The sequence below is a fragment of the Billgrantia gudaonensis genome (assembly GCF_900100195.1).
GTDB lineage: Bacteria > Pseudomonadota > Gammaproteobacteria > Pseudomonadales > Halomonadaceae > Halomonas > Halomonas gudaonensis.
Genome location: NZ_FNES01000007.1, coordinates 157,113 through 182,844 on the forward strand (window position 1 = coordinate 157,113; position 25,732 = coordinate 182,844).

The following is a 25,732-nucleotide window of genomic DNA, read 5'->3' on the forward strand; positions in this document are numbered from 1 at the left end:
ATCCATTCCCACTCAAGCGAGAGCGGATTCACCGCTCCACGATCCCCCGGCGAGCCTGAGGGCACGCGGGCGGTATACGACTGCCCGCCAACCGAGGAGATACAATATGGACAAGACGATGAAAGCCGCCGTGGTGCGCCAGTTCGGCGAACCGCTGGCGATCGAGGAGGTCGCTACACCGCGGCCGCAGCAGGGTGAAATCCTGGTCCAGGTGGCGGCCTCCGGGGTCTGCCACACGGACCTGCATGCCGCCCATGGCGACTGGCCGGTCAAGCCCAGCCCACCCTTCATTCCCGGCCACGAGGGCGTCGGCCATATCGTGGCGGTAGGCGAGGGCGTCAAGCACGTCAAGGAGGGCGACCGTGTCGGCGTACCCTGGCTCTATTCCGCCTGCGGCCACTGCGAGCACTGTCTGGGCGGCTGGGAAACGCTGTGCGAGTCGCAGCAGAATACGGGCTACTCCGTGAACGGCGGTTTCGCCGACTATACCCTGGCCGATGCCGGCTACGTGGGGCGACTGCCCGACAACGTCGACTTCCTGGAGATCGCTCCGGTGCTGTGTGCCGGCGTGACGGTCTACAAGGGACTCAAGATGACCGATGCCCGTCCTGGCCAGTGGGTGGTGATCTCGGGTATCGGTGGTCTCGGCCACATGGCGGTGCAATATGCCAAGGCCATGGGCTTCAACGTGGCCGCGGTGGATATCGACGACGGCAAGCTGGCGCTGGCCGAGCGCCTGGGAGCCACCGTCGTCGTCAATGCCTTGAAGGCCGATCCGGCCGAGACCCTCAAGCGCGAGATCGGCGGTGCCCATGGCGCGCTGGTCACGGCGGTGTCGCCCAAGGCTTTCGATCAGGCTCAGCGCATGCTGCGTCGCGGCGGAACCCTGGTGCTCAACGGCTTGCCGCCCGGCGACTTTCCGTTGCCGATCTTCGATACGGTGCTCAATGGCATCACCGTTCGCGGCTCCATCGTCGGCACTCGCCAGGATCTGCAGGAGGCGCTGGATTTTGCCGGTGAAGGCAAGGTCGAAGCCACCATCGCCACCGAGAAGCTGGAAAACATCAACGACGTCTTCCAGCGCATGATCGATGGCAAGATCGAGGGCCGAATCGTGCTGGACATGATGGGCTGAACCGGAAGCGTCTGTTGAAACGCGGGGCGCGACGAGAGTCGCGCCCCGTCTTTCATCTACACCTTCGCCGGCTTTTGCGGCATCATCGTGGCCCCCCATTCGATGAGAAGGACATTACGCGATGCACCGCGAGGCTCCCGACCTTCACCAGCAGCGGCTGCAAGAGGTGCTGTCCCTGCTCAAGGCGAGCGGCGCCCGCGGCGTTCTCGACCTGGGTTGTGGCACTGGGGGGCTGCTGCACTACCTGCTGCGTGAGCCCCAATTCGACACCCTGGTGGGACTGGAGCAGTCCGGTGAGCTGCTGGCTCAGGCCAAGCTGCGACTCGAGCCCTCGGGAGTGGCTCAGCAGGGGCGCGTGGAGCTGGTGTGTGGCTCCTATGCCGAATCCCAGCCCCGGCTGGCCGGCTTCGATGCCGCCGCGATGGTCGAGACCATCGAGCATGTGCCGCCAGCTTCCCTGTCGCGGGTCGAGAAGGTGGTCTTCGCCGAGCTGCGCCCCCGCCTGCTGGTCATGACCACGCCTAACCACGAGTATAACCCGCTGTTCGACATGGCACCGGGCGAGTTTCGCGATCCCGACCACCAGTTCGAATGGGACCGGGCACGCTTTCGCCACTGGGTCCAGGGAGTGGCGAAGCGCAACGGCTACCGCGTTACCGTGTCCGGCATCGGTGAGTGGCATTCGGAGCTGGGCCAGCCGACCCAACTGGCACGCTTCGTTCGCCGCGATGAGCCGGCCTGCGCATGATCGACGCTTTCAGCACGGCAGTACCCCGCCGTTTTCGAGTAACCCGCAACGGGTGACGAAAAGGCCCACCGCAAGGGTGGGCCAGATGGATGCGATGGAAGCTGGCTCAGCGGCGGTCGAGCTTGCTTCCAGACTGCTCGCCCTGACGGTTGCCGCGGCAATGCTTGCCGTAGCCCGGCTTGCCGTGGGGAGCCATGGTCGCCTGCATCTCGGCGATCTGCTCGTCGGAGAGCAGTTCGCCCAGGGCGGCACGGTGCTCTTCGCGCAGTGCCTGCCACGCCTCGCGGCGTTCCTCGCGGGAGTCGAACTCCTGGTCGCGCAGGTCCTGCATGTCGGCGTAGAGCGATTCGCGAAGCTCGGTGAGTTCGTCGCGTTCGGCGTCGCTGAGCTCCCAGCCGTCGACCAGTTCGGTCAGGCGCTGCTGCATGGCTTCGCGGCGCTCGCTGCGCCACTCGTCACGCATTTCGCGGCGGGCATCCTGCAAGGCGTCACGCTGCTCGTCGCTGAGGAGCTCGTCGAGACGTTCCTGGTGCTGCTCGTGAAGGTCGCGCATGGCCTGGCGATGCGTCTCGCGGGCTTCGGTCAGCGCCTCGCGGGTTGCAGCGTCGATCCCGGCGCGCTCGAACAGTGCCTGGCGACGCTCTTCGAACTGTTCCTGACGTTGTTCGGACCACTCACCGCCCTTGCCCGGGAAGGCGTTGGCGGAAAGGGCCAGCGGGGCGATGGCCACGGCGAACAGGGTGGGCATCAGCAAACGGTGTGAGAAAGCAGAGAAGGTCATGTCATGGCTCCTGGCGGTTGGATTGACGTTCTCAGTCTCTCGCCGAGTTGTGCAACGCCCTTGCAGGGAGTGTGCAAAGGTGGTGCATGCGTCACCGGCCATCGCCGGTGACGACGCTCTCACTCGTCGGGCTGGTACTTGTAGCCGACGCCATAGACCGAGCGGATCACTTCGCGTTCGGGCCACGCCTCGGCGATCTTGCGCCGCAGCTTCTTGACGTGGCTGTCCACGGTGCGCTCGGAAACGATGCGGTGGTCGCGGTACATGTGATCCATCAACTGCTCGCGGGAAAAGATGCGCCCCGGCGAGTGCATCATCACCTTGAGCAACTGGAACTCCACGGCGGTCAGCCCCAGATCCCGGCCGTCGGCCAGTGCCCGCCAGCCGGCGTCGTCGAGTTCCAGTCCGTTGGTGCTGGCGGGTTCCGCGCTGGCGTGGCTGCGGCGCAGCACGGCGCGGATCCGGGCCACCACCTCGCGGGGGCTGAACGGCTTGCAGATGTAGTCGTCGGCGCCCAGTTCGAGGCCGAGCAGGCGGTCGACCTCCTCGACGCGGGCGGTGAGCATGATGATGGCGACGGCCGGCCAGCGCTGGCGGATCTCGCGGCATAGCGTCAGGCCGTCGCTGCCCGGCAGCATCAGGTCGAGCAGCACCAGGGCAGGCAGGTCATCGGCAGTGGCCTGCTGATGCAGCCAGGGCAGCACGGCGTCACCGTGATCCAGGTGCTCGCTGGGATAGCCGCTGCCTTCCAGGTAGTCGGCAACCAGTCGGGCGATCTTGGGTTCGTCCTCGACGATGAGCACGCGGTCGTGGTGGGGGACAACGTCTTGCATGGCGTTCTTCCTTGTCAGCCGGCGGCGTCGAGCCGCGGGAATTCCAGGGTCCAGCGTAGCCCACCCAGCGGCGAGTTCGAGGGCGTCAAAGTGCCGCCGTGGGCCTTGATCAAGGCGCCGGCGATGGAAAGCCCCAAGCCGCTGCCGCCACTGGCGCGGCTGCGTGAGTCCTCCACGCGGTAGAGACGCTCGGTGAGCTTGGGCAGTGACGCCTCGGGCACCCCGGGAGCGCTGTCTTCCCAGACGATCCGTACCCGGTCCGCCAGGCCTTCGAGGCGTACCTCCAGCCGCCCCGGCGAGTGGGTATAGGCACAGCTGTTGTCGAGCAGGTTGGTCCACAGCTGGCGCAGGCGTCGAGCGTCACCGCGAATCCACGCCGGACCGGGGATGTCGGTGGTCAGAGTAAGGCCGCTGTCGGCTAGCCAGCCACGCGCCTCATCCAGGCGGCTCGTCAGGCTGTCGGCAAGGTTCAATGGCGCCAACTGGACTTCAAGGGCGCCGGCATCGCTCTGCGAGAGCAGGCGCAGATCGGCCACCAGACGCTCGAGCTGACCTACCTCCTGGCCCAGCGAGTGCAGGCCGTTGGCATCGAGCGTACGAATGCCGTCCTGCATCGCTTCGATTTCGCCGCGCAGCACGGAGAGCGGCGTACGCAGCTCATGGGCGATGTCGGAAACCCAGCGGCTGCGCGCCTCGCGGCTCGCTTCGAGGGTGGCGGCCAGGACGTTGAAGTCGTGTGCCAGTCGCGCGAGTTCGTCGCGACCGCGCTCGGGGAGTCGCGTGCTGTAGTCGCCCTCGGTCAGGCGCTGGGTGGCGAGCGCCATGCCGTGGGTGCGGCGCCCCAGCCACCAGGCCAGGCCGCCGGCCAGCAGCAGCGAGGCCAGTCCCAGTGCGGCGACGACGATGCCGAGGTTGCGCTGCTGACGACTCAGAAAGACATGTTCCATGCGGGCCAGGAGCTGGCGGGGTGGACGGTAGCCGAGAGTGCCGACCCGCTCGCCATCGTGGACGATGGGTAGCCACTCGAGATCGGTGGCATCGCCATGCTCGCGCTTGTCGGGTGGCAGCCCGATCACCGGCAGACCCTCGGCATCGTGGAGCACGAAGTCACGGGCATCGCCCAGGCGCCGTTCGATACCGTGGGGTGGGCGACGTTCACCGGGCCATAGCTGCTGACGCACCAGGCGATGCCATGCCGGCGGTGAGTTGCGCAGCCACTGCCAGCCACCGCGTCGCGCCCACTCCTCGCCCAGCCCTTCGGCGAGCCTCTCGGCGCGGTTCGCCTGGGTGGTTTCCAGGTATTCGATGAAGCCGCGGTCGAGACTGCGCGATACCGACAGGAACACCAGGCCGGCGATCACCACGTTGACCAGCAGGATGATCAGGAACAGCTTGATGCCCAGGCGCGAGACGGTAGGGCGGGGCAGGCGTGGGGCCATGGACGGCTCTCGGCGGTGAGGTGGTCGGGGCAGTGTCGCCGACGGCGATGCAGCCAATGGTCAGCAAAGGTGCACGTTCGGTGCAAGCCCGTGCTCTCACAATGACAGGAAAAACAGGATCAACGGCGGCGATAGCAGCGAGAGCAGAAAGCCCGAGACCACGGCGACGGGTACGCAAGCCACGCCACCGTGCTGCTGAATCACTGGCAGGGTGAAATCCATGGCCGTGGCGCCGCCGTAGCCGATGGCCAGCGGGGCGTGGCGGCGGATGGTCAGCGGGATCAGCACGAAGGCTGCCAGTTCGCGCAGCAGGTCGTTGAAGAAGGCCACGCCGCCCATCTGGGCGCCCAGCCCGTCGCCGATCAGGATGCCGGAAAGCGAGTACCAGCCGAAGCCGGCAGCCAGCGCCAGCCCTTCGTTCCAGGCGAGGGAGAGCAGTGGCGCGGCAACCAGCCCACCCACCAGCGAACTGGCCGCCAGGGTGGCGGCAATGGCCAGGCCGCGGCGGTTGAGCAGAATCTGGCGCAGTGGCATGCCGGAGTTGCGCAGCTGGCAGCCGATCAGCGCCAACAGCAGGTAGAGCACACCTTCGGCCAGCGTTTCGGCACCGCTGAAAAACCCTTCACCCGCACTCAGGCCGCTGGCGACCAGCCCCGTCAGCACGCCGCCGATCACCACCCCCACCAGTGCCAGCGAGCCGGCCAGGGCCGCGAGCTTGCTGGTCGGCGCGTCGGCCACCGAGCGGCCGGGTTCGATGCGCATCCGCAGGCGTCGGGCCAGCCAGGCCAATGCCGCCAGGTTGCAGGCGGAGAGCAGCAAGAACAGCAGCAGTGCCTGGCTGCCCATGCGCGAGAGCTGGCTGGCCAGGTCGTCGAGGCCGGCCAGGCCCACACCCATCAACAGCAGGATCACGTAGATGGCGGCGTTGACGCTGCGGTTGATGACATCCATTGCGCCGGTGTGATGCACCGGCACCAGATAGCCCAGCAGCAACGGCAGCAGGACGAGCAGCAGACCGCTCAGCATCGAGACTCCCTTCTCCAAAGCGTCTTCGGGCTGCCGGCGGGCAGCCCGAACCGCCACACTTTAGCCGAACCGACGAGGCGGGCCAATGGCGAGGTGGTGTCAAGGCGAGGTGTGCTCGAGCGACGTCAGAGTCAGGCGGCTGCGGCGCTCGCCATCGCGATGGTAGTCGGCAGCCAGCAGCAGGCCCGGCAGCTCCGGATGGAAGCGCAGCATCAGGCGTCGATCGGGTTCGTCGGGGTTGGTGGCCTCGATCGTCAGCGCCTCGAAGTCGCCGGCCGGGACGCTCAGGCGCTGACGAGGCAGCACCCGGAACTGCAGCCTTTCCCGGTCGCCCCGGTGGTCCTGGTACGTGAGCCGGCAGGTGGCGGCGCACTGGTCGTCATGGGCTCGTTGCGAGAGAACGAAGAGCGCCGTCTGGCGGTCGGGGATTTCGCGTAGGGTTTCGGATGCGAGCGAGTAGCGGTCGCCGATGCCCAGCAGCGAGTAGCCGCTGGAGTAATGCAGCGACTGCACACCGGTGTCGTCGACCATGAACCGGCTGCGCTCATCGCCGCTGGCCATGGCAATGGATGCCTGCATCTCGCTGAGCCAGTAGTGACCCTCCTGAGCCAGCCGGTGCTCGATGGTGACGTCGGGCCAGCCGCTCACCTCGAGGTGATAGCGAGCGGAAAAAGGCGTGGGTTCGCTGCTGGCGAACGCCAGGTCCGCTGACCAGGCTGCGAACAGCATCAGGGCCGCCAGCGGGAGGCCAGGAAGGCGAGCGAATGGCATGGAGGACTCCCGGCGTCGACGAGCGAGGTGTCGGAAGTGAGAGTCACTTCGGCGGTTGGCGGTTCCGTTCCGCGTGGAATTTGTTCGGTGGCGTGGCTAGGCTTGCGGTTGCAGACCGACACCTCATACACGACGCGCTTCCGCGCAAGGAGAGAACCCCATGGCTAGACTACTGCTCATCGCCGGTGACTATGTCGAGGACTACGAGATCATGGTGCCCTTCCAGGCTCTGCAGGCCATGGGGCACAGCGTGGATGCCGTGTGCCCCGACAAGCGTGAAGGCGACAAGGTGCGTACCGCCATCCACGACTTCGAGGGCGACCAGACCTACTCCGAGAAGCCGGGACACGACTTCACCCTCAATGCCACCTTCGCCGAGGTGGAGCTGGCCGACTACGACGCCCTGGTGATTCCCGGCGGGCGGGCGCCGGAATACCTGCGCCTCGACGAGCGGGTGCTCGATCAGGTGCGTCACTTCGTCGAACAGGACAAGCCGATCGCCGCTATCTGCCACGGTGCTCAGCTGCTGGCGGCAGCGGTATCGCTCGCGGGGCATCGAGTCTCCGCTTACCCGGCCTGCGCCCCGGAAGTGCGCCTGGCCGGCGGCGACTACGCGGAGATCGCCGTCGACCAGGCCGTCACCTCAGGGCGCCTGGTGACGGCACCGGCCTGGCCGGCCCATCCGGAGTGGCTACGCCAGTTCCACGCCCTGCTGAGCTGAGGAACGGCCGTGACGTGACGGCCGGCTGTCGTGGCTTGGCATCAGTCAGGTGCGTGAGCGCAGCCGGTCGAGCGCCGGGCTGAGTTCGACCGGATAGTCGGCTTTGCCCGGCTCGATCTGCTTCAAGGTTTCTGGCATGGCGTCGAGCGCGCGTTCGACGCGCTCCCGGGCGCCGTCGGCGAGTGCCATGGTGGCAGTGTCCAGCTGTCCCTCCTTGACCGCTGGCACCAGCAACGGTTCGGCACCCTCGATGACGTCGTCGCGCCGGGCGATGACGTCCCCGGTCATCCGGCCTGCGTCGTCGTGATGCCGATAGAGCTGCTTGCGGCCGGGCAGGTTGATCTTGCCCGTGGAGTGCTTGACTCGAGGCTTGCCGGCATACTCGACGAGCTTGTAGGAGAGATCGATCACCGGGGCGTCGGCGGCAACGCCCATTTCGGTGCCCACGCCGAAGGCATCGATGGGTGCGTCGTCGTCCAGCAGAGCGGCGATCTCGTGTTCGTCGAGGCCGCTGCTGGCGATGATCTTCACGTCCGCATGGCCGGCTGCGTCGAGCCGCTCGCGGGAGCGGTGGGCGAGTTCGCCGAGATCGCCGGAATCGAGCCGAATGGCGGCGACGCGAAGCGAAGGTTCCTCGGCCATCAGCTCGATCACCTTGTCGACGCCTGCTAGGGTGTCGTGAGTATCCACCAGCAGGGTGGTGTCGGGGTAGTGGCGGGCGAAGGCACGAAACGCCTCGCGTTCGTCGTCGTGGGCGAGAATGTAGCTGTGCGCCATGGTGCCGCGCAGCGGCAGGTCGTGGCGCAGCCCGCCCAGCACGTTGCTGGTGCCGGCGAGTCCGGCGGTGCGGTAGGCGCGCACCCCGCGCACCGCGGCATCGATGCCGTGCATGCGGCGCAGGCCGAAGTCGACCACCGGCCGACCGCGTGCGGCGCTCACGATGCGCACCGCCTTGGAGGCCAGCACGGTCTCCAGCTGTACCAGGTTCATGACCAGGCTCTCCAGCAGTTGCGCCTCTGCAATGGGTGCGTCCACCTCCATGAAGGGCTCGTTCTCGAACACCGGCGTTCCCTCGGGGAGCGTCCAGATATCGCCTGAGAAGCGAAAGTTGCCCAGCCAGTCGAGAAAGGCATCGTCGAAGGTGCCGGTTTCGGCCAGGCTGGCGAGGTGGGCATCGGTGAAGCGCAGTCGGGTGGCCAGCTCGGCGGCGTACTGCTGGCCGCAGGCGAGCATGAAGCGCCGCGTCGGCGGCAGCTTGCGGAAGTAGAGGCTGAAGGTGGCGCGCTCGTCCATGCCCTCCTTCCAGTAGGCCTGCAGCATGGTCAACTGGTAGAGGTCGGTGAGCAGCGCCAGGTCACCATCGTCGACGGAAAAGTGCGGGTGCTGGTTCATGCGCGGACCTCGACACCCGCCTGCTCGAGCGCCTCTTGGCAGCGCTCCCGCCCCTGCGGGTCGACCGGCTCGGTCAGCGAGCCGAGCAGCACGACCTCGAATCCTTCCGTACGAGCGTCCTTGGCGGTGGCCTGCACGCAGACATCCATGGCCAGGCCGCACACCACCACGCGGCGGATGCCGCGGTCGCGCAGATAGCCGCCCAGCCCCGTACCGTCGAAGGCCGAGTAGGCGTCGGCGTCGAAGGCGGTGGCCTTGCTGACGCGAATGGCATCGTCGGGCAGCACGAGGTCCGGGTGGAAGGCTGCGCCAGGGGTATCCTGCACGCAATGCACCGGCCAGGGGCCGCCGCGGTGCTCGAAGCTCGCATGGTCGACGGGATGCCAGTCGCGCGAGGCGAACACCAGGGCGTCGCCTTGGCGGGCGGCCGCGATCTGGGCGTTGATACCGGGTACCAGCGCGCTGCCGCCGGATACGGCCAGGGCGCCTCCCTCGCAGAAGTCGTTCTGCATGTCCACCACCAGCAGGGCGTCCTGCGGGCCATAGTCGATGTGCGTTGTCATGGCGTACCTCCGTGGTGGCGATGAGTAAGTCTCTATCAGCCTATCGGTAGATGTGCGGTTCGTGTAGCCGGAGCACAACCCCCGCGGTCGACCAGCACGGGAATTGACCGGATGGACAGAAAAAGATGATGCCCGTCAAATTTCAGGCGATTTCACGACAGTGGCATTCAAGCCGGTGCCATGCACGCCGACATTTTTGTTGTCAGCGCAGCCACTGCTGCCCGTAGACGGTTCCTACCTAGCAAGACAGCCGGCTGATAGCACAACAACAATCGCATCCACCCAGACTCACGACACCCGATATTGTTGTCACCACTCAGCTTCGGCAGGTAAATACGCCATGACCCACTTCCTTCATCGCATACCCATGTCGCGCAAGTTTCTGCTAGCGCTGGCACTTCCCATTCTCGTCATCGCCTGGTTGGCCACCAGCGGCATCCTCGAGCGCCAGCGTCTGGCCGCCGACATGGCCGAGGTCGAGGAGATGACCCGTTTTTCCAACCGCGCTGGCGATCTGGTGCACGAACTCCAGGTGGAACGCGGCCTCTCCTCGGGCTACCTGAGCAGCGGAGGCGAGGCGTTCGGCGAGCGCCTCGCCGAGCGGCGCCGCCAGGCCGACGAGCGCTTGCAGGCGTTCCAGGCGTCCCGGTCGGCGGTGGATGCCGACGACGACCCGCGGATCGCAGAACTCGGCCAGGCGATCGACGACGCCCTGGACGAACTGCCCTCGATGCGTGAGGCGATCGACGCTCAGGACGTCAAGCCGACGGAGTCGCTGGACTACTACAGCGGTCTCAACGGCACTCTGCTGGAGATGGCCGGGCGACTCACCGCACGCGTCGCGGCGGGAGAGCTTTCGCGCGACCTGGGTGCCTATGCGGCCTTGAAGGAACTCAAGGAGACCGCGGGCATCGAGCGCGCCATGCTGGCCGGCGCCTTTTCGGCCAACCGCATGGCGCCGCAAACCTACTACCGTTTCATGGAACTCCTCGGCGAGGCATCGGCCTTCGAGGAGAGCTTTCGCATGCAGGCCTCGCCGGCGATGGTCGAGCGCTACCGAAACGCCACGGCGGAACACGAAGATGCCGGACGTCTGACCATGATGCGCCAGATCGCCGTCAACCAGGGCATTAACGGCGGCTACGGCATCGATGCGGCACGCTGGTTCGACGCCCAGACCGCCAAGATCGAGCGTCTCAAGGGCGTGGAGGAAGCCATGGCCAGCGGTGTGCTGGCCGATGCCGAAAGCCTGGCGGCCGGGGCGCGCAATGAGCTGTGGCGCTTCGTGGTGTTCGCAGTGCTGGCCGTCGTGGTCGCCCTGGTGCTGGCCATGCTGCTGGTACGCAGCATCGTGGTGCCCCTGCGCCATGCGCTGCAGCAGATTGCCGAGCGCGATGGCGACCTGACCCAGCGCCTGCCGGTGCCGGGAACCGACGAACTCTCGCGCTTCTACGCTGCTTTCAATGCCTCGACCGAGAGCATGGAGGCGCTGGTGGCGAGCATTCAGCGAGGCGCCTCCGGCGTCACCTCGGCCAGCGGCGAGATCGCCCAGGGCAACGAAGACCTCGCCAGCCGCACCGAGGAGCAGTCCTCGTCGCTGGTGGAGACCGCCACCAGCATGGAGCAGATCACCTCCACGGTGCGCCAGTCGGCGGACAATGCTCGCGAGGCGCGCAGCAAGACCGAGCAGACCGCGGGCTGTGCCGACCGGGCCAGCCATGTGGCGGCCGAGGCTCGCGAGGCCATGCGCGAGATCCACGAGGCCAATCGCCAGATCAATGCCATCGTCGAGGCGATCGACGGCATCGCCTTCCAGACCAACCTGCTGGCGCTCAACGCTTCCGTGGAAGCGGCGCGAGCCGGGGAACACGGACGGGGATTCGCCGTGGTGGCCGGAGAAGTGCGCAAACTGGCCAGCCGCAGTGCTGAAGAGGCCGAACGCATTCGCCATCTGATCGGCGACAACGCCCAGCGTGTGGCCAAAGGAGACGACCTGGTCAGCCAGACCCATGAGGCCCTGGCGGAGATCACCCGCGAGGTGCGCCAAGTCGCCGACCTGGTCAGCGACATGTCGGCCGCCACCGAGGAGCAGTCGGCGGGCATCGAGCAGGTCAATCAGGCGGTCTCTCAGCTCGAGCAGACCACCCAGGAGAACGCCGCCCTGGTCGAACAGGTGGCGGCTGCCAGCCGCTCGCTGGACGGCCAGGCAGGCGAGATGTCGGGGCTGATCGGGCGCTTCAAGGTCGCCACGGAGCTCTATGGACGCAGCGTGACGAATCTGTTGCCGTCGGCTTGAACTCTCGTCGCTAGCCAGTCATGAACGGCCGGGCCCGGTGCCCGGCCGTTCGCTGCCATGGCGTTGCCCATCAGTAGCCGGCGTCGGGGTCGACGGTGTCGATGGGGTCGCCTGCCGCGAAAGCTCGCAGCGCTTCGGCGACCTGGTTCAGCGCCTCGCCCAGCGGAGTAGGGCCGGCCATGTGCGGGGTGATCCACACCCGTGGGTGCGACCATAGCGGGCTTGCCGTCGGCAGCGGCTCCTCGGTGAACGCATCGAGGATGGCGCCGCGCAGACGACCTTCCACCTCGCCCTCGCCCAGGGCATCGAGCAGGGCGGCCTCGTCGATCAGCGTGCCGCGGCCCGGGTTGATCAGGCTGGCGGCGTCGGGTAGTGCGGCCAGCGTTTCGGCGTTGACGATGTGGTGCGTGGCTGAGGTGTCCGGCAGCAGCAGAACCAGGGTGCGCGCCTCTGCCAGCACCTCGTCCAGCCCGGCATCGCCGTGATGACAGTGAATGCCTTCCAATGACTTGGGCGATCGGCTCCAGCCGTGCACCGGGAAACCGTCGGCGGCCACCATGGCGGCCACTTTGGCGCCGATGGCACCCAGGCCCAATACGCCCACCGGCCAGTCAGTCTTGTCGACCACGGCATGCTCGCGCCACTCGGCTCGAGACTGCTGGCGGCGGTAGCGGTCGAAATCGCGCTGGAAATGCAGGATGCCGTAGCGCACGTAGTCGCCGATCAGTTCCGCCATGCCGGCGTCGCGCAGCTTGACGATGGGAACGCCGTCGGGCAGGCCGGGGTTGCTCAGCAGCGCGTCGACGCCGGCACCCAGGTTGACGATGCCCTTGGGGTCGGTGGGCTCGCGCAGCAGCCACTCGGGAGGCTTCCACACGGCCAGGTAGTCGGCCTGGCGGCGCTGCTCGGCGGGTGCCGCACTGGTGAAGACCTCGGCCTCGGGGAGGCGCTCGGCGAGGGCCTTCCGCCACTGCTCGGCATCGTCGATATGGACCAGGATCTTCATGTCGTCTCCTTCGCGTTAGAGAGCTCATCATGGCGCTGGGCTGGGGTCGTGAACAAGTATGACCGGCATATGCGTTACATGGCGTCACGAAATGCTTGACCGCCTACCGTGGGTTGGCAGTAACCTCCACTCAAAGGGAGCTTTCTCCACTGCCTGGTGCGACTGTTCGGCCCGCGACCCGTTCAGGCATCTCGTCAGTGACCGTCACCCTGGCCCGGCCTTCTCCTCGTCGAGAGGGCCGATTTTCTTGATGTTGCTTTGGCGAGTGGCCCCATGACCCAGGTAAACCTGCCCTTCACGCGAGAGGAATACGCCAGCCGTTTGTGGAAAGTGCGCGCCGAGATGGCCAGTCGCGGGATCGACGTGCTGGTCATCAGCGATCCCTCCAACATGGCGTGGCTGACTGGCTACGATGGCTGGTCCTTCTACGTGCATCAGTGCGTGCTGGTTGGTCTGGAGGGCGAGCCGGTATGGTACGGGCGGCGCATGGATGCCAATGGGGCGCTGCGCACCTGCTGGATCGACCCGGACAACATCACCTATTACCCGGACCACTACGTCCAGAATCCCGACATGCATCCGATGGACTACCTGGCGCAGTCGATCATGCCCGATCGCGGCTGGCATCAGGGGGTGGTGGGCCTGGAGATGGACAACTACTATTTTTCGGCCAAAGCCTACCAGTGCCTGCTCCGCGAGCTGCCGCATGCGCGCTTCTTGGATGCCAATTCCCTGGTCAACTGGTGTCGGGCCATCAAGTCGCCCCAGGAGATCGAATACATGCGCGTGGCGGCCAGGATCGTCGAAGGCATGCATTCGCGCATTCTCGAGGTGATCGAACCGGGGCTGCCCAAGAGCAAGCTGGTCTCGGAGATCTACCGCGTGGGCATCGAGGGCTGGACGGATCCGGCGGGCCGGGTCTTCGGCGGCGACTACCCGGCCATCGTGCCCATGCTGCCCACCGGGAAGGACGCCGCGGCACCGCACTTGACCTGGGACGACACGCCCTTCCGTCGGGGTGAGGGCACCTTCTTCGAGATCGCTGGCGTCTTCAAGCGCTATCATGCGCCCATGTCGCGCACGGTCTACCTGGGCAAGCCGCCGCCCGAATTCGTGCGTGCCGAGTCGGCGCTGCTCGAGGGCATCGATAACGGCCTCGAAGTGGCCAAGCCCGGCAACCGCACTGCCGACATCGCCATGGCGCTGGGCGCGGCCATGGACAAGTACGGCTTCGACCGCGGCGGTGCTCGCTGCGGCTACCCCATCGGCATCAGCTATCCGCCGGACTGGGGCGAGCGCACCATGAGCCTGCGCCCCTCCGACGAGACCGTCCTGCAGCCGGGCATGACGTTTCATTTCATGCCTGGCCTGTGGGAGGACGACTGGGGGTTGGAGATCACCGAGAGCATCCTGATTACCGAAACCGGCTGCGAGACCCTGGCCGACTTCCCGCGCCAATTGTTTGTGCGCTGAGTGTGTGGGGCGAGCACCCCCCAACGATCACGAGGGGCTCCGGGAGCAAGTCGTAGAGGAGGTCTTTTGCCATGGAAGGCAAAAGTAGCTTACAGGGAGGTATTCACAGCGCCTCCTCGCAGGCTTGCTGCCGGATCAGCCCGAGCGGTGCAGTAGCAGCGATGCGCCTGCCATGAGAGAACGAGGAGTCACCGACCATGACCAAGCGTCCCAGCCCCATCTCCGCCACCGTCGACTTCGACGCCGACGGCGTGCAGCACGGCTTTCTCAAGCTGCCCATCTCCACCGACGAATCCGCCTGGGGGGCGGTGATGATTCCCGTCACCGTGGTCAAGAATGGTGAGGGCCCCACGGCACTGCTCACCGGCGGCAATCACGGTGACGAGTACGAAGGCATCACTGCGCTGCTGAAACTTTCCAGTGAACTGCGCGCCGAGGACGTACAGGGCCGGGTGATCATCGTGCCGTGCATGAACCAGCCGGCGGTGATGGCCGGCAAGCGCACCTCCGGGCTCGACGGCGGCAACCTCAACCGCAGCTTTCCCGGCGACCCCGACGGCACGGTGACCGAGAAGATCGCCGACTACTTCACCCGGGTGATGGTGCCGATGTGCGACGTCGTACTCGACCTGCACTCCGGGGGGCGCACCCTGGACATCATCCCCTTCGGCGCTTCCCACGTGCTGGAGAACGCCGAGCAGCAGCGTCGAGCCCTGGAAGGCGCCAAGGCGTTCGGCGCTCCCTATGCCATGATGATGTTCGAGCTCGACGCCGCGGCGCTGTTCGACACGGCGGTGGAGAGCCAGGGCAAGATCTTCGTGGCCACTGAGCTGGGTGGCGGCGGCACCTCGACACCGCAGAGCCTGGCCGTCACCGAGCGCGGCGTGCGCAACGTCCTGATCCATTTCGGTCTGGTGGAGGGCGAGGTGGAGATGCCCGCCGAGCCCCAGGTCTATCTCGACATGCCCGATGCCAGCTGCTATGTCCAGAGTGAACACTCCGGCCTGCTGGAAGTGTGCTTTGCGCTGGGCGAACGCGTCGAGAAGGGCGAGGTGGTCGCGCGGGTCTTTGATCCGACCCGCAGCGGCACCGCACCGGTGGAGTATCGCGCCAGCCGCAGCGGCGTGCTGGCAGCACGTCGTCATCCGGCGCTGGTCAACATGGGCGATACCATTGCAGTGATTGCCGATATCGTCGACTCCCTGGGTTGAGAGGGACACCCCACCGATGAAGCTCGATCGTTATGACCTGAAGATTCTCGAGATACTGTCGCGGGACGGCCGCATCACCAAGTCGAAGCTGGCCGAGGCGATCAACCTCTCGGTCAGCCCCTGCTGGGAGCGGGTTCGCCGCCTGGAGAAGGCCGGCATCATCGAAGGCTACAGCGCGCGCATCAACCCCGAAGCGCTGGTCAAACGTACGCCGGTGTGGGTGCAGATCGAACTCAAGGCCCACAACGCCTCGAGCTTCGCCCGCTTCGAGGCGCTGGTCCACGACACGCCCGAGGTCACCGAATGCGTGGCCGTGGGCGGTGGCGTGGATTACCTGATCAAGGTGGAGGCCGACTCCATCGACGCCTACCAGCGCTTGATCGACGCCTGGCTGACCAGCGATGCTGGCATCGAGCGTTATTTCACCTACATCGTCACCAAGAGCGTCAAGCGACCGCCGACGGGGTTTTCCCCCGACGACTTCGTCGTGTGAGTGAGGGTGTCTGGTGCCTGCGAAATCTTACCGTTGATGTTCTGTGAGTGGGAATTGGCTTAAGCTCAAAGGCGAGTTCAGTCGTCATCGACGACTGACGGGCGATCCCTGCGGCCGCCGCCCGTGCGGCAGTCGCGGCGCCTAGCGCCACGCCCTGACCGATCGAGATCGCCTGACGGAGACGCGCGACGATGTCCTATTTCACGATTGCCGGCGTGCAGCTCCATGCCCTGCACCATGGCGACAACACCGAGGCCATGCGCCACCGGGTCGATGTGCTGATGAGCCGTTTTCCCCAGGTGCAGATGGTGGTGTTCAGCGAGCTGATGCCGCTGGGCGCCTCGCCCCACCATGCCCAGCCGCTGCCCAGCCACGCCGAGCAGCTGTTCTGCCAACTGGCCGAGCAGCACCGCATCTGGCTGATCCCGGGTTCGATGTTCGAGCAGACCGAGACGGGCATCTTCAACACCCTTTCGGTGATCGACCCACACGGCCATGTGGTGGCTCGCTACCGCAAGCAGTTTCCCTTCCGCCCCTACGAGGCGGGCGTGGAGAGCGGCAGCGAATTCGTCACCTTCGACGTGCCCCACGTGGGCCGCTTCGGCGTGTCGATCTGCTACGACATGTGGTTCCCCGAGACCACGCGCACACTGGCGGCGATGGGCGCGGAGGTGATTCTTCACCCCACCATGACGGATACCATCGACCGCGATATCGAGCTGGCCATCGCCCGTACCAACGCTGCGGTCAATCAGTGCTACTTCTTCGATATCAACGGCGCCGGGGCTATCGGCAACGGTCGTTCCATCGTGGTCGGGCCCTCCGGTGACGTCATCCACCAGGCGGGCACCGGCGAGGAGATCATGCCCATCGAGGTGGATTTCAGTCGCGTGCGCCGTGAACGCGAAACGGGGTTGCGTGGGCTCGGCCAGCCGCTGAAGAGTTTCCGCGAGCGTCGTGTGGATTTCTCGCTCTACCGGGCCGAGAACCGTTCGACGCCGTTCCTCGACACCTTGGGCCCGCTGGAGAAGCCGCGCCGCGCCGATGCCGAGGAGTTCTGACCGCCAGGAGTACGCGTCATGCTGGAGTCCCTGTGTCGCCTGCTGCAACGGCTCTTGCGTCCGAGGGCTTCCGCGCCGGCACCCGCCTCTTGCCAGAAGGCTCGTGTCGTCTCTTCCGCCAGCGAGGGAGCAACAACAATGAACAAGATCACCCGCATCGCCGACGTGCGCCGTCATTTCCGCAACAACAGGGAACCCATCTACTTCATCTCGGCCACCAACTTCAACCTGCTGGGCATCGGTGACTGGGTCAACAACTTTCGCCACATCAACTACATCGACTGCTTCGATGGCAAACAGCGCAACGTCTTCGTGCCCAAGGAGAAATTTCCCCGCGACTTCGAGAGCATCGAGGATATCAACAACTACTTGCTCGAACACAAGGAAGTGATCGACTTCATTCAGTCGCGAGCGTCGGGGAGCGAGTCGGGCGTGGCTACCTTCCTGATGTTCGACGAGCACACCGAAGCGATCTGTCGGCAACTGGGTCTCAAGGTCGCCTTTCCGCCCGCCGCGCTACGCCAACGCATGGACAACAAGATCGAGACGGTGCGCATCGGCAACAAGGCCGGTGTGCCCAGCGTGCCCAACGTGCTGGCCAAGGTGGACAGCTACCGGGAGCTATGCGAGGTGAGCCGCGAGCTGGGCGATGACCTGGTGGTGCAGACCGCCTTCGGCGACTCCGGCCACACCACCTTCTTCATTGCCAGCGAAGCCGACTACTACAAGCACGCCGAGGAGATCGAGGCCGAGCGCGAGGTCAAGATCATGAAGCGCATCGACTGCCGCGGCTCGGCCATCGAGGCCTGCGCCACCCGCTGCGGCACGGTGGTGGGGCCACTGATGACCGAGCTGGTCGGCTTCAAGTCGCTGACCCCTTACAAGGGCGGCTGGTGCGGCAACGAGATGTTCGCGGGCGCCTTCACTCAGGAAGTGCGCGACAAGGCGCGCGAGTACACCTTCCGTTTCGGCGAGGCGCTGCGAGAGGAGGGCTATCGCGGCTACTTCGAGCTCGACTTCCTGATCGACATCGACTCGGGCGAGGTGTACCTAGGCGAGCTCAACCCGCGGGTCACCGGCGCCAGCTCGCTCACCAACGTGGCCGCCTTCGCCCACTCCGACATCCCACTTTTCCTCTTCCACCTGCTGGAGTTCTCCGAGCTGGACTTCGATCTCGACATCGACGAGATCAACGAACGCTGGTCGCACCCCGACAGCGTCGATAGCTGGAGCCAGCTGGTGATCAAGCACACCGAGGAGAGCGTCGATCTGCTCACCCGTGCCCCCCAGACCGGGGTGTGGCGCATGAACGACGATGGCACCATCGTCTATGACCATTACAGCTACCATCCGCATGCGGCGGAAAACGACAAGGAGGCTTTCTTCCTGCGCATCGGCGGAGCAGGAGACTTCCGCTACGAGGGGGCCGATCTGGGCATCCTGATCACCCGTGGGCGGTTGATGGACGATGACTTCCAGCTCACCGAGCGCGCCCGCGCATGGATCGAGGGCATCCGTGGGGAGTACGCCGGCCAGGCGTTACAGGACCCGGTGGTGGAGGAGGTTGCCGTCAGCCATGCCGTGGGCGGTGGCAACTTCAAGATCCTGTGAATGGGGAGGATGGCGTCGCTGCGCCGCGCAGGACGCTGCCGAGCGAGATGCCCAAGACGCTGTTGTTTCGCACCGTGCACGAGGCGGCGCCAGGTCCCAAGTGGCGTGGGTTGTTCGACCTTCACTGGCCGGCCTACGAAGCCTGGTACCTGGCCGAAGGGGAGCGCGAGCGGCCGGGATACCTTGCCTGCTACAACGCCCTGCGCCACCACATGCCGGAACTCGTCGACACCTACCGCACGCTCTGCGAGCTGGCCGGCGGGGGCGATCTCGCCGCCCGGTTGCTCAGTCTCTACCGGCCGCCACCCTACATCACCGGCTGCTCCCAGGCAGTGCTGGCGCGTCCCGGTGCCACGGTGCTGGCGCGCAACTACGACTACCCGCCGGAGCTCTGCGAGGGCACGATCCTCTACACCCGGTGGAACGACCGCGGCGTGATCGCCATGTCCGACTGCCTGTGGGGCGTGCTCGACGGTATGAATGACCAGGGTCTGGCGGTGTCGCTAGCGTTCGGTGGGCGGCGCGTGGTGGGCGACGGCTTCGGCGCGCCGATCCTGCTGCGCTATCTGTTGCAGTGCTGCACCACGGTGCCTGAGGCGGCGGAAGCGCTGGCTCGCCTGCCCACCCACATGGCCTACAACATCACCGTCGCCGATGCGGCGGGACGCTATGTCACAGCGATGATCGCCCCCGATCAGCGGGCGACCATCCGTCGCGTGCCAGTGGCCACCAATCACCAGAAACGGATCGAGTGGTATGCCCATGCACTGGCCTCGGAGACACTGATCCGCGAACGCCAGCTTTCCATCCTGGTCGACGAGGAGACCACCAGCGAGACGCGACTGGTCGCCTCGCTGCTCGCACCGCCGCTGTTTCGCCACGACTACCCGCGTGGCTTGGGTACCGTCTATACCTCCGTCTACCGCCCCGACCTGGGAGAGGTGGGGTTCCGCTGGCCCGAGGCATCGCTCGAGCTCTCCTTCGCGCACTTCCCCGAAACGCAGGTGATGGTGCACTACGGCACGGGCGCTCAGGCCGCTCGCTGAGGCGCGCCGCCCGACCCGACAACGATAAATACGGAAGGTGTCGCCATGCAGCAAGAAAGCCTCCATCCCGATACGCCCTACACCGCCCTGGGCTTCTATCACAAGATATCCCACCTGCGGGCCGACACCTGGAACGCCCTCAAGCGCGACCTCGGTCTGCTGGCGAGGGGGGGCGACGAGAGCCGCGCTCGCCATCTGGTCAAGGCGGTCGACGTCAAGCTGACGCGCCTCGAGATCATCGAGGACTACCATGCCTTCCCTTCCAAGGAAGACTTCCGCCATCTCTGGTCGCTGTTCGACCGCGAGGAGTTCGGCCTGCTAGAGAAGGTCGTCAACCGCCTGGTGCGGGCGCTGATCAGCGAGTCCTACCGGCGTCGGCACGTCGATCTTTCCGAGACCGACGCCGATGCCGAGGATCTCGAGACCCTCGACGCCCTCAATCAGCTGCGCCATGGGCATCCGGCCTCCAACAGCTCGGCCCAGCCCTATTTCGAACTGCTGATCGTCGACAACCTCTCCGCCCAGGAGGAGGAGGTCGTGCGCGAGGCCTTCCACAACCTGCGTCGTCCCGAGGATCGCTTCGTCTACGACGTGGTCACGGTGAGAAGCTTCGAGGACGCGCTGATCGCGGTACTGGTCAACCCCAACATCCAGGCCTGCCTGATCCGCTATGAGTTCCCCTACAAGTCGAAGTACAACCTGAGCGCGCTGCGCAACTATCTGGAGGGGCTCTCCGAGCAGGCCCTGGAGAACCACTCCGAGGCCGAGCGCAGCATCCTGCTCAGTTCGATGATCCACGAGCTGCGCCCCGAGATCGATCAGTTCCTGGTGACCAGCGGCGACGTCGAGGCCACGGCGAGTCGCGACATTCGCCACTTCAACCGCATCTTCTATCGCGAGACCGACTACATCGAGCAACACCACACCATCCTGCGCGCCATCGACAGTCGCTATCGCACACCCTTCTTCGATGCCCTGCGCGAATACAGCAAGAAGCCCACCGGGGTCTTCCATGCCATGCCCATCTCGCGCGGCAAGTCGGTGACCCGCTCGCACTGGGCGGGCCAGATGATCGACTTCTACGGCATCAACATCTTCCTGGCCGAGACCTCGGCCACCTCGGGTGGGCTCGATTCGCTGCTGCAGCCCTATGGGCCCATCAAGAAGGCCCAGGAGTACGCGGCGCGTGCCTTCGGGGCGCGCCACAGCTACTTCGTCACCAACGGCACCTCGACGGCCAACAAGATCGTGGTGCAGGCACTGATCAAGCCGGGCGACATCGTGCTCATCGACCGCGACTGCCACAAATCGCACCACTACGGCATGGTGCTGGCCGGCGCCCAGGTGTGCTACCTGGATTCCTATCCGCTCGACGATTACTCGATGTACGGTGCGGTGCCGCTGCGCGAGATCAAGAAGGCGCTGCTTGCCTACCGGCGCGCCGGACTTCTCGACCGGGTCAAGATGCTGCTGCTCACCAACTGCACCTTCGACGGCATCGTCTACAACGTGCGCCGGGTCATGGAGGAGTGCCTGGCGATCAAGCCCGACCTGGTGTTCCTGTGGGACGAAGCGTGGTTCGCCTTCGCCACCTTCAACCCCACCTACCGACCGCGGACCGCCATGAACGCCGCGAGAACCCTGCGCTATCGCTACCGCAGCGAGTCCTACCCGGAGGAGTACGCCGCCTGGAAGGCCGAGTTCGACACCCTCGACCCCGACGACGATGCCACTTGGCTCGACCGCCGCCTGATACCCGACCCCGAGGCGGTGCGTATCCGCACCTATGCCACGCACTCCACTCACAAGACGCTCACCTCGCTGCGTCAGGGCTCGATGATCCACGTCTACGACGAGGACTTCCGACAGCGGGTGGAGGCGCCCTTCCACGAGGCGTACATGACCCATACGTCCACTTCGCCCAACTATCAGATTCTCGCCTCGCTGGACGTGGGACGCATGCAGGCCGAGATGGAAGGCTTCGAGTTGGTGCATGCCCAGGTGGAGACCGCGCTGTCGCTGCGTGAGCAGCTCTACACCCACCCGCTGTTGCAGAAGTACTTCCGGGTGCTCAAGAACAGCGACATGGTGCCCGCCGAGTTCCGCGAGTCGGGCGTCGAGTCCTACTATGACCCGGTCACCGGTTGGAACCAGATGGAGGAGGCCTGGGCGCGCGATGAGTTCGTGGTCGACCCCACCCGGATCACCATCGCCATCGGCGCCACCGGGGTCGACGGGGACGCCTTCAAGAACGAGTATCTGATGAACAAGTACGGCATCCAGATCAACAAGACCTCGCGCAACACCGTGCTGTTCATGACCAACATCGGCACCTCGCGGGGAGCCATCGCCTACCTGCTCGACGTGCTGATCAAGCTGGCCAAGGAGTTCGAGTACCGCTGGGAGGAGAGCAGCCGCCCCGAGCGCAAGATCATCGAGAACCGCGTGCGCTCGCTGACTCGGGAGCTGCCCCCGCTGCCCGACTTCAGCCGCTTCCACGACGCCTTCCGCATCGCTGGCGGCGAGACCCCGGAGGGAGACATCCGCAGCGCCTACTTCCTGGCCTACGACGAGGAGAACACTGAGTACTTGCGTTTCGACAACGGCGAGTTGCAGGCGCAGATGCGGGAGGGGCGGGATGCGGTTTCGGCGAGTTTCGTGATTCCCTATCCTCCGGGGTTCCCGGTGCTGGTGCCGGGTCAGGTGGTCAGTGACGATATCCTGCACTTTCTGCAGGCGCTCGATGTCAAGGAGATCCACGGCTACCGGCCGGAACTGGGCCTGCTGGTGTTCACCGAGGCGGCGCTGGACGCTCCCCCCAGCGGTTGAAGCCGGGCGCCACGCAGAAAAAATCGCGGCTTTGCCGCCGACGACGAAAAATCCTGCAGGTTGTACTGCGGCTTTCAAAAACTCCCCACCCCGGCAATCCCTTACCCTGTGGGCATGGAGCGGTGAGAACCGCTCGGCCATTTTGCCAACGCCGGTCGAACGTTACGGCCGGCGTGCGAGGGAGGTGCCGCATGAATATGAAACTGTCCAAGACGCTGTCCACCCTGCTAGACGACCCGCGCCTGTTCCGCCAGTACGCCTATGTCGACGGCAAGTGGACTCACGGCGAGGGCGGCCGCGAAGAGGCTGTGTTCGATCCGGCCACGGGGGAAGCCCTGGGGCACATTCCCTGGCTCGAGCCCGAACAGATCCGCGGCGCCGTGGATGCCGCCGAGGCGGCTTTCGTGCATTGGCGCGCACTGCGCGCCGACGAGCGCTGCGAGCGGCTGCTGGCGTGGTACGACCTGCTGCAGGCCAACCGCGAGGATCTGGCGACGATCATGACCCTGGAACAGGGCAAGCCGCTGCCCGACGCCCGTGGCGAGGTGGAATACGGCGCCAGTTTCGTGCGCTGGTTCGCCGAGGAGGGCAAGCGCACCTACGGTGACACCATCCCCAGTCACATCCCCAACGCCGCGCTGGGTACCATCAAGGAGCCGGTAGGCATCGCCGCGCTGATCACGCCGTGGAACTTCCCGTTGGCGATGATCACCCGCAAGGCCGCTGCCGCCATGGCCGCCGGCTGCCCGGTGATCGTCAAGCCTGCCGGCGAGACTCCCTTTTCGGCGCTGGCGCTGGCCGAGCTCGCCGAGCGCGCCGGCATCCCCGCCGGGGTGTTCAACGTGGTGTTGGGCGAGGCCGCCGAGGTATCCCGGATTCTCTGTGCCGAGGAGCGCGTCAAGGCGCTGTCGTTCACCGGCTCCACCCGGGTCGGCCGGCTGCTGCTCGAGCAGTGCGCCAACACCGTCAAGCGGGTATCGCTGGAGCTGGGGGGCAATGCGCCCTTCATCGTCGGCCCGGACATGGATCCCAAGGAAGCGGCCTACGCCGCCGTGGCGGCCAAGTTCCAGACCGCCGGCCAGGACTGCCTGGCGGCCAACCGCATTCTGGTCCACGAGTCGATCCACGACGCCTTCGTCGAGCAGTTCGCCGAGCGCATGGCGGCGCTAACCGTGGGCAACGGGCTGGAGAGCGAGATCGATCTCGGCCCGCTGATCCACCGCCAGGCCGTGGAGAAGGCCGCCAGCATCGTCGACGATGCCATCTCCCGCGGGGCGACCCTGGCCGCCGGCGATCAAAGCGCGGCACCCGGGCCCAACTTCTTCATGCCGGTACTGCTCACCGGGGTGACGCCGCAGATGAAAGTGTGGAACGAGGAGAACTTCGCGCCGGTGGCCGGCATCACCGCCTATTCGGACGACGACCAGGTGATCGAGATGGCCAACGACACCGAATACGGTCTGGCGGCCTACGTCTACACCCACGACATCCGCCGCATCTGGAAGCTGCTGCGGGCGCTGGAGTACGGCATGGTCAGCGTCAACTCGGTGAAGATGACCGGCCCCCCGGTGCCCTTCGGCGGCGTCAAGCAATCGGGCCTGGGTCGCGAGGGCGGCATCACCGGTATCGATGAATACCTCGAAACGAAGTATTACTGCCTGGGGGCCTTGGGATCGGTATCCGGGAGCTAGGATCCGGCTGCGGGCTGCGGGCTGCGGGCTGCGGGCTGCGGGCTGCGGGCTGCGGGCTGCGGGCTGCGCTTCCGAAACGCTCACTACCCATGGCTCGAAGCCCGTTGCCGGATTGCCAATCAATGACGAACATCCTCCCCGGCGGAGCCGGGGAGCCCTGAGAGAAGAGAGAACGCCATGAGCTTGCATAAGGACTTGATCGATCGCGACCGGAAGGTCACCTTTCACGCCTCCACCCACCTGCGCGACTTCGCCCAGGGCGACGCACCGGGCCGGGTCATCACCGGCGGCAAGGGCATCCACATTCGTGACAAGGACGGCCGCGAATTCATCGACGGCTTCGCCGGACTGTATTGCGTCAACATTGGCTACGGCCGTACCGAGGTGGCCGAGGCGATCTATCAGCAGGCGCTCGAACTCTCCTACTACCATACCTACGTGGGGCACGCCAACGAGCCGCAGATCGCGCTCTCCGAGCGTATCCTCGAGCTCGCCGGGCCCGGCATGTCCAAGGTCTATTACGGCCTGGGCGGCAGTGACGCCAACGAGACGCAGCTCAAGATCGTGCGCTACTACAACAACGTGCTGGGGCGTCCGCAGAAGAAGAAGGTGATCGCGCGGAGCCGCGGCTATCACGGGTCGGGCATCGCCTCCGGCTCGCTGACCGGCCTCAAGGCGTTCCACGACCACTTCGATCTGCCCATCGAGACGATCCGTCACACCGAGGCGCCGTTCTACTACCAGCGCGCCGCCGAGCAGCAGGGCATGAGCGAGCGTGACTTCTCCGCCTACTGTGCCGAAAAGCTCGAGGCGATGATCCTGGCCGAGGGTCCGGAGACCGTCGCCGCCTTCATCGGCGAGCCGGTACTGGGAACCGGCGGCATCGTGCCGCCGCCCGAGGGCTACTGGGAGGCGATCCAGGCGGTGCTCGCCAAGTACGACGTGCTGCTGATCGCCGACGAGGTGGTATGTGGCTTCGGCCGGATCGGTGCCGACTTCGGCAGCCACTACTATGGCATCCAGCCCGACCTGATCACCGTGGCCAAGGGCCTGACCAGCGCCTACCAGCCGCTCTCCGGCGTGATCGTCGGCGACCGCGTGTGGCAGGTGCTCGAGCAGGGCACCGGCGAGTACGGCCCCATCGGCCATGGCTGGACCTACTCCGGCCACGCCCTGGGTTGCGCCGCGGCGCTGGCCAACCTGGCCATCATCGAGCGTGAGGGGCTCACCGCCAACGCCGCCGAAACCGGCGCCTACCTGCAGCAGCAGATGCAGGCCGCCTTCGGCGACCATCCGCTCGTCGGTGACGTGCGCGGCGTCGGCATGTTGGCAGCGGTGGAGTTCGCCGCCGACCCAGCTCGGCGCCAAGCCTTCGACCCGGCGCTCAAGGTCGGTCCGCGCATCGCCGCGGCGGCGCTGGAGCAGAACCTGATCGCCCGCGCCATGCCACAGGGTGACATTCTGGGCTTCGCCCCGCCCTTGGTAGCCACCCGGGCCGAGGTCGACGAGATCGTCGCCCGTACCCGGCGCGCCGTCGATCAGGTGGCCGACGAGCTGGTGCGCAGCGGCGAAGCCCAGCTCGCCTGAGCCGCCGCTATTCCGTCTC

General features: G+C 66.0%; 21 protein-coding genes. 13 read left to right on the top strand and 8 right to left on the bottom strand.

Annotated features, from left to right (window positions below; genetic code table 11):
- Window positions 1-106 precede the first annotated feature (106 nt).
- Together adhP and BLP96_RS10340 are read left to right on the top strand one after the other, a co-directional pair.
- Window positions 107-1,135, top strand: a complete 1,029-nt coding sequence (gene adhP / locus BLP96_RS10335; RefSeq protein ID WP_176761506.1) for an alcohol dehydrogenase AdhP — start codon at window positions 107-109, stop codon at window positions 1,133-1,135.
- A 121-nt stretch (window positions 1,136-1,256) separates the two neighbouring features.
- Window positions 1,257-1,883, top strand: coding sequence for a methyltransferase domain-containing protein (locus BLP96_RS10340; protein ID WP_089685813.1), 627 nt, complete (start codon window positions 1,257-1,259; stop codon window positions 1,881-1,883).
- A 106-nt stretch (window positions 1,884-1,989) separates the two neighbouring features.
- Here BLP96_RS10340 and BLP96_RS10345 read toward each other — a convergent pair whose 3' ends face one another.
- From BLP96_RS10345 to BLP96_RS10365, 5 genes are all read right to left on the bottom strand, one after another.
- A complete protein-coding gene (locus BLP96_RS10345; protein WP_089685815.1) occupies window positions 1,990-2,664 on the bottom strand; it encodes a hypothetical protein in 675 nt (224 codons plus the stop codon).
- Window positions 2,665-2,783: 119 nt separating this feature from the next.
- Window positions 2,784-3,497, bottom strand: coding sequence for a response regulator (locus BLP96_RS10350; protein WP_089685818.1), 714 nt, complete (start codon window positions 3,495-3,497; stop codon window positions 2,784-2,786).
- 14 nt (window positions 3,498-3,511) lie between these two features.
- Window positions 3,512-4,936 (bottom strand): ATP-binding protein, encoded by a 1,425-nt coding sequence (locus tag BLP96_RS10355; RefSeq protein WP_089685820.1) that lies wholly within the window; start codon window positions 4,934-4,936, stop codon window positions 3,512-3,514.
- A gap of 96 nt (window positions 4,937-5,032) precedes the next feature.
- Window positions 5,033-5,962 (bottom strand): LysO family transporter, encoded by a 930-nt coding sequence (locus BLP96_RS10360; protein ID WP_089685822.1) that lies wholly within the window; start codon window positions 5,960-5,962, stop codon window positions 5,033-5,035.
- A gap of 99 nt (window positions 5,963-6,061) precedes the next feature.
- A complete protein-coding gene (locus BLP96_RS10365; RefSeq protein ID WP_089685824.1) occupies window positions 6,062-6,733 on the bottom strand; it encodes a hypothetical protein in 672 nt (223 codons plus the stop codon).
- Between the two features lie 160 nt (window positions 6,734-6,893).
- Between BLP96_RS10365 and BLP96_RS10370 the strand changes: the two genes are divergently transcribed.
- A complete protein-coding gene (locus BLP96_RS10370) occupies window positions 6,894-7,454 on the top strand; it encodes a DJ-1/PfpI family protein (protein WP_089685826.1) in 561 nt (186 codons plus the stop codon).
- A 45-nt stretch (window positions 7,455-7,499) separates the two neighbouring features.
- On the opposite strand, the gene BLP96_RS10375 is transcribed toward BLP96_RS10370, so the two are convergent.
- A complete protein-coding gene (locus BLP96_RS10375) occupies window positions 7,500-8,846 on the bottom strand; it encodes a nicotinate phosphoribosyltransferase (protein WP_089685828.1) in 1,347 nt (448 codons plus the stop codon).
- Window positions 8,843-9,409 (bottom strand): nicotinamidase, encoded by a 567-nt coding sequence (locus BLP96_RS10380; protein ID WP_089685830.1) that lies wholly within the window; start codon window positions 9,407-9,409, stop codon window positions 8,843-8,845. Before BLP96_RS10380 ends, BLP96_RS10375 begins: the two co-directional genes overlap by 4 nt.
- Window positions 9,410-9,749: 340 nt before the next feature.
- Here BLP96_RS10380 and BLP96_RS10385 point away from each other — a divergent pair, with 340 nt between their 5' ends.
- The gene (locus BLP96_RS10385) at window positions 9,750-11,705 is read left to right on the top strand and encodes a methyl-accepting chemotaxis protein (protein WP_089685833.1); all 1,956 of its coding nucleotides are present in this window, start codon (window positions 9,750-9,752) and stop codon (window positions 11,703-11,705) included.
- A 70-nt stretch (window positions 11,706-11,775) separates the two neighbouring features.
- Here BLP96_RS10385 and BLP96_RS10390 read toward each other — a convergent pair whose 3' ends face one another.
- Window positions 11,776-12,711 (bottom strand): 2-hydroxyacid dehydrogenase, encoded by a 936-nt coding sequence (locus BLP96_RS10390; protein ID WP_089685835.1) that lies wholly within the window; start codon window positions 12,709-12,711, stop codon window positions 11,776-11,778.
- A 273-nt stretch (window positions 12,712-12,984) separates the two neighbouring features.
- On the opposite strand from BLP96_RS10390, the gene doeA reads away from it, so the two are divergent.
- The 9 genes from doeA (at window position 12,985) to BLP96_RS10440 (ending at window position 25,713) form a co-directional block, all read left to right on the top strand.
- Window positions 12,985-14,184, top strand: coding sequence for an ectoine hydrolase DoeA (doeA, locus tag BLP96_RS10395; RefSeq protein ID WP_089685837.1), 1,200 nt, complete (start codon window positions 12,985-12,987; stop codon window positions 14,182-14,184).
- A 197-nt stretch (window positions 14,185-14,381) separates the two neighbouring features.
- Entirely contained in the window at window positions 14,382-15,395 is a 1,014-nt protein-coding gene (doeB, locus tag BLP96_RS10400; RefSeq protein ID WP_089685839.1) for a N(2)-acetyl-L-2,4-diaminobutanoate deacetylase DoeB, read from the top strand.
- A 16-nt stretch (window positions 15,396-15,411) separates the two neighbouring features.
- Complete coding sequence (locus BLP96_RS10405; RefSeq protein WP_089685841.1) at window positions 15,412-15,888, top strand: Lrp/AsnC family transcriptional regulator; 477 nt, start codon at window positions 15,412-15,414, stop codon at window positions 15,886-15,888.
- A gap of 191 nt (window positions 15,889-16,079) precedes the next feature.
- Window positions 16,080-16,949 (top strand): carbon-nitrogen hydrolase family protein, encoded by an 870-nt coding sequence (locus BLP96_RS10410; RefSeq protein ID WP_089685843.1) that lies wholly within the window; start codon window positions 16,080-16,082, stop codon window positions 16,947-16,949.
- A 138-nt stretch (window positions 16,950-17,087) separates the two neighbouring features.
- Window positions 17,088-18,560: a biotin carboxylase gene (locus tag BLP96_RS10415; protein WP_089685844.1), complete on the top strand. Its 1,473-nt coding sequence runs from the start codon at window positions 17,088-17,090 to the stop codon at window positions 18,558-18,560.
- A gap of 47 nt (window positions 18,561-18,607) precedes the next feature.
- A complete protein-coding gene (locus tag BLP96_RS10420) occupies window positions 18,608-19,606 on the top strand; it encodes a C45 family autoproteolytic acyltransferase/hydrolase (RefSeq protein ID WP_089685846.1) in 999 nt (332 codons plus the stop codon).
- 45 nt (window positions 19,607-19,651) lie between these two features.
- Window positions 19,652-22,435: an aminotransferase class I/II-fold pyridoxal phosphate-dependent enzyme gene (locus tag BLP96_RS10425; RefSeq protein WP_089685848.1), complete on the top strand. Its 2,784-nt coding sequence runs from the start codon at window positions 19,652-19,654 to the stop codon at window positions 22,433-22,435.
- A gap of 191 nt (window positions 22,436-22,626) precedes the next feature.
- Window positions 22,627-24,126, top strand: a complete 1,500-nt coding sequence (locus tag BLP96_RS10430) for an NAD-dependent succinate-semialdehyde dehydrogenase (RefSeq protein WP_176761507.1) — start codon at window positions 22,627-22,629, stop codon at window positions 24,124-24,126.
- Between the two features lie 177 nt (window positions 24,127-24,303).
- Entirely contained in the window at window positions 24,304-25,713 is a 1,410-nt protein-coding gene (locus tag BLP96_RS10440; RefSeq protein WP_089685850.1) for an aminotransferase, read from the top strand.
- The last annotated feature ends 19 nt before the right edge of the window (window positions 25,714-25,732 follow it).

What these genes read in the sequence shown, in the direction of transcription:
- adhP (WP_176761506.1), top strand. Translation starts at nt 107, where the DNA reads ATGGACAAGACGATGAAAGCCGCCGTGGTGCGCCAGTTCGGCGAACCG.
- BLP96_RS10340 (WP_089685813.1), top strand. Translation starts at nt 1,257, where the DNA reads ATGCACCGCGAGGCTCCCGACCTTCACCAGCAGCGGCTGCAAGAGGTG.
- BLP96_RS10345 (WP_089685815.1), bottom strand. Translation starts at nt 2,664, where the DNA reads ATGACCTTCTCTGCTTTCTCACACCGTTTGCTGATGCCCACCCTGTTC.
- BLP96_RS10350 (WP_089685818.1), bottom strand. Translation starts at nt 3,497, where the DNA reads ATGCAAGACGTTGTCCCCCACCACGACCGCGTGCTCATCGTCGAGGAC.
- BLP96_RS10355 (WP_089685820.1), bottom strand. Translation starts at nt 4,936, where the DNA reads ATGGCCCCACGCCTGCCCCGCCCTACCGTCTCGCGCCTGGGCATCAAG.
- BLP96_RS10360 (WP_089685822.1), bottom strand. Translation starts at nt 5,962, where the DNA reads ATGCTGAGCGGTCTGCTGCTCGTCCTGCTGCCGTTGCTGCTGGGCTAT.
- BLP96_RS10365 (WP_089685824.1), bottom strand. Translation starts at nt 6,733, where the DNA reads ATGCCATTCGCTCGCCTTCCTGGCCTCCCGCTGGCGGCCCTGATGCTG.
- BLP96_RS10370 (WP_089685826.1), top strand. Translation starts at nt 6,894, where the DNA reads ATGGCTAGACTACTGCTCATCGCCGGTGACTATGTCGAGGACTACGAG.
- BLP96_RS10375 (WP_089685828.1), bottom strand. Translation starts at nt 8,846, where the DNA reads ATGAACCAGCACCCGCACTTTTCCGTCGACGATGGTGACCTGGCGCTG.
- BLP96_RS10380 (WP_089685830.1), bottom strand. Translation starts at nt 9,409, where the DNA reads ATGACAACGCACATCGACTATGGCCCGCAGGACGCCCTGCTGGTGGTG.
- BLP96_RS10385 (WP_089685833.1), top strand. Translation starts at nt 9,750, where the DNA reads ATGACCCACTTCCTTCATCGCATACCCATGTCGCGCAAGTTTCTGCTA.
- BLP96_RS10390 (WP_089685835.1), bottom strand. Translation starts at nt 12,711, where the DNA reads ATGAAGATCCTGGTCCATATCGACGATGCCGAGCAGTGGCGGAAGGCC.
- doeA (WP_089685837.1), top strand. Translation starts at nt 12,985, where the DNA reads ATGACCCAGGTAAACCTGCCCTTCACGCGAGAGGAATACGCCAGCCGT.
- doeB (WP_089685839.1), top strand. Translation starts at nt 14,382, where the DNA reads ATGACCAAGCGTCCCAGCCCCATCTCCGCCACCGTCGACTTCGACGCC.
- BLP96_RS10405 (WP_089685841.1), top strand. Translation starts at nt 15,412, where the DNA reads ATGAAGCTCGATCGTTATGACCTGAAGATTCTCGAGATACTGTCGCGG.
- BLP96_RS10410 (WP_089685843.1), top strand. Translation starts at nt 16,080, where the DNA reads ATGTCCTATTTCACGATTGCCGGCGTGCAGCTCCATGCCCTGCACCAT.
- BLP96_RS10415 (WP_089685844.1), top strand. Translation starts at nt 17,088, where the DNA reads ATGAACAAGATCACCCGCATCGCCGACGTGCGCCGTCATTTCCGCAAC.
- BLP96_RS10420 (WP_089685846.1), top strand. Translation starts at nt 18,608, where the DNA reads ATGCCCAAGACGCTGTTGTTTCGCACCGTGCACGAGGCGGCGCCAGGT.
- BLP96_RS10425 (WP_089685848.1), top strand. Translation starts at nt 19,652, where the DNA reads ATGCAGCAAGAAAGCCTCCATCCCGATACGCCCTACACCGCCCTGGGC.
- BLP96_RS10430 (WP_176761507.1), top strand. Translation starts at nt 22,627, where the DNA reads ATGAATATGAAACTGTCCAAGACGCTGTCCACCCTGCTAGACGACCCG.
- BLP96_RS10440 (WP_089685850.1), top strand. Translation starts at nt 24,304, where the DNA reads ATGAGCTTGCATAAGGACTTGATCGATCGCGACCGGAAGGTCACCTTT.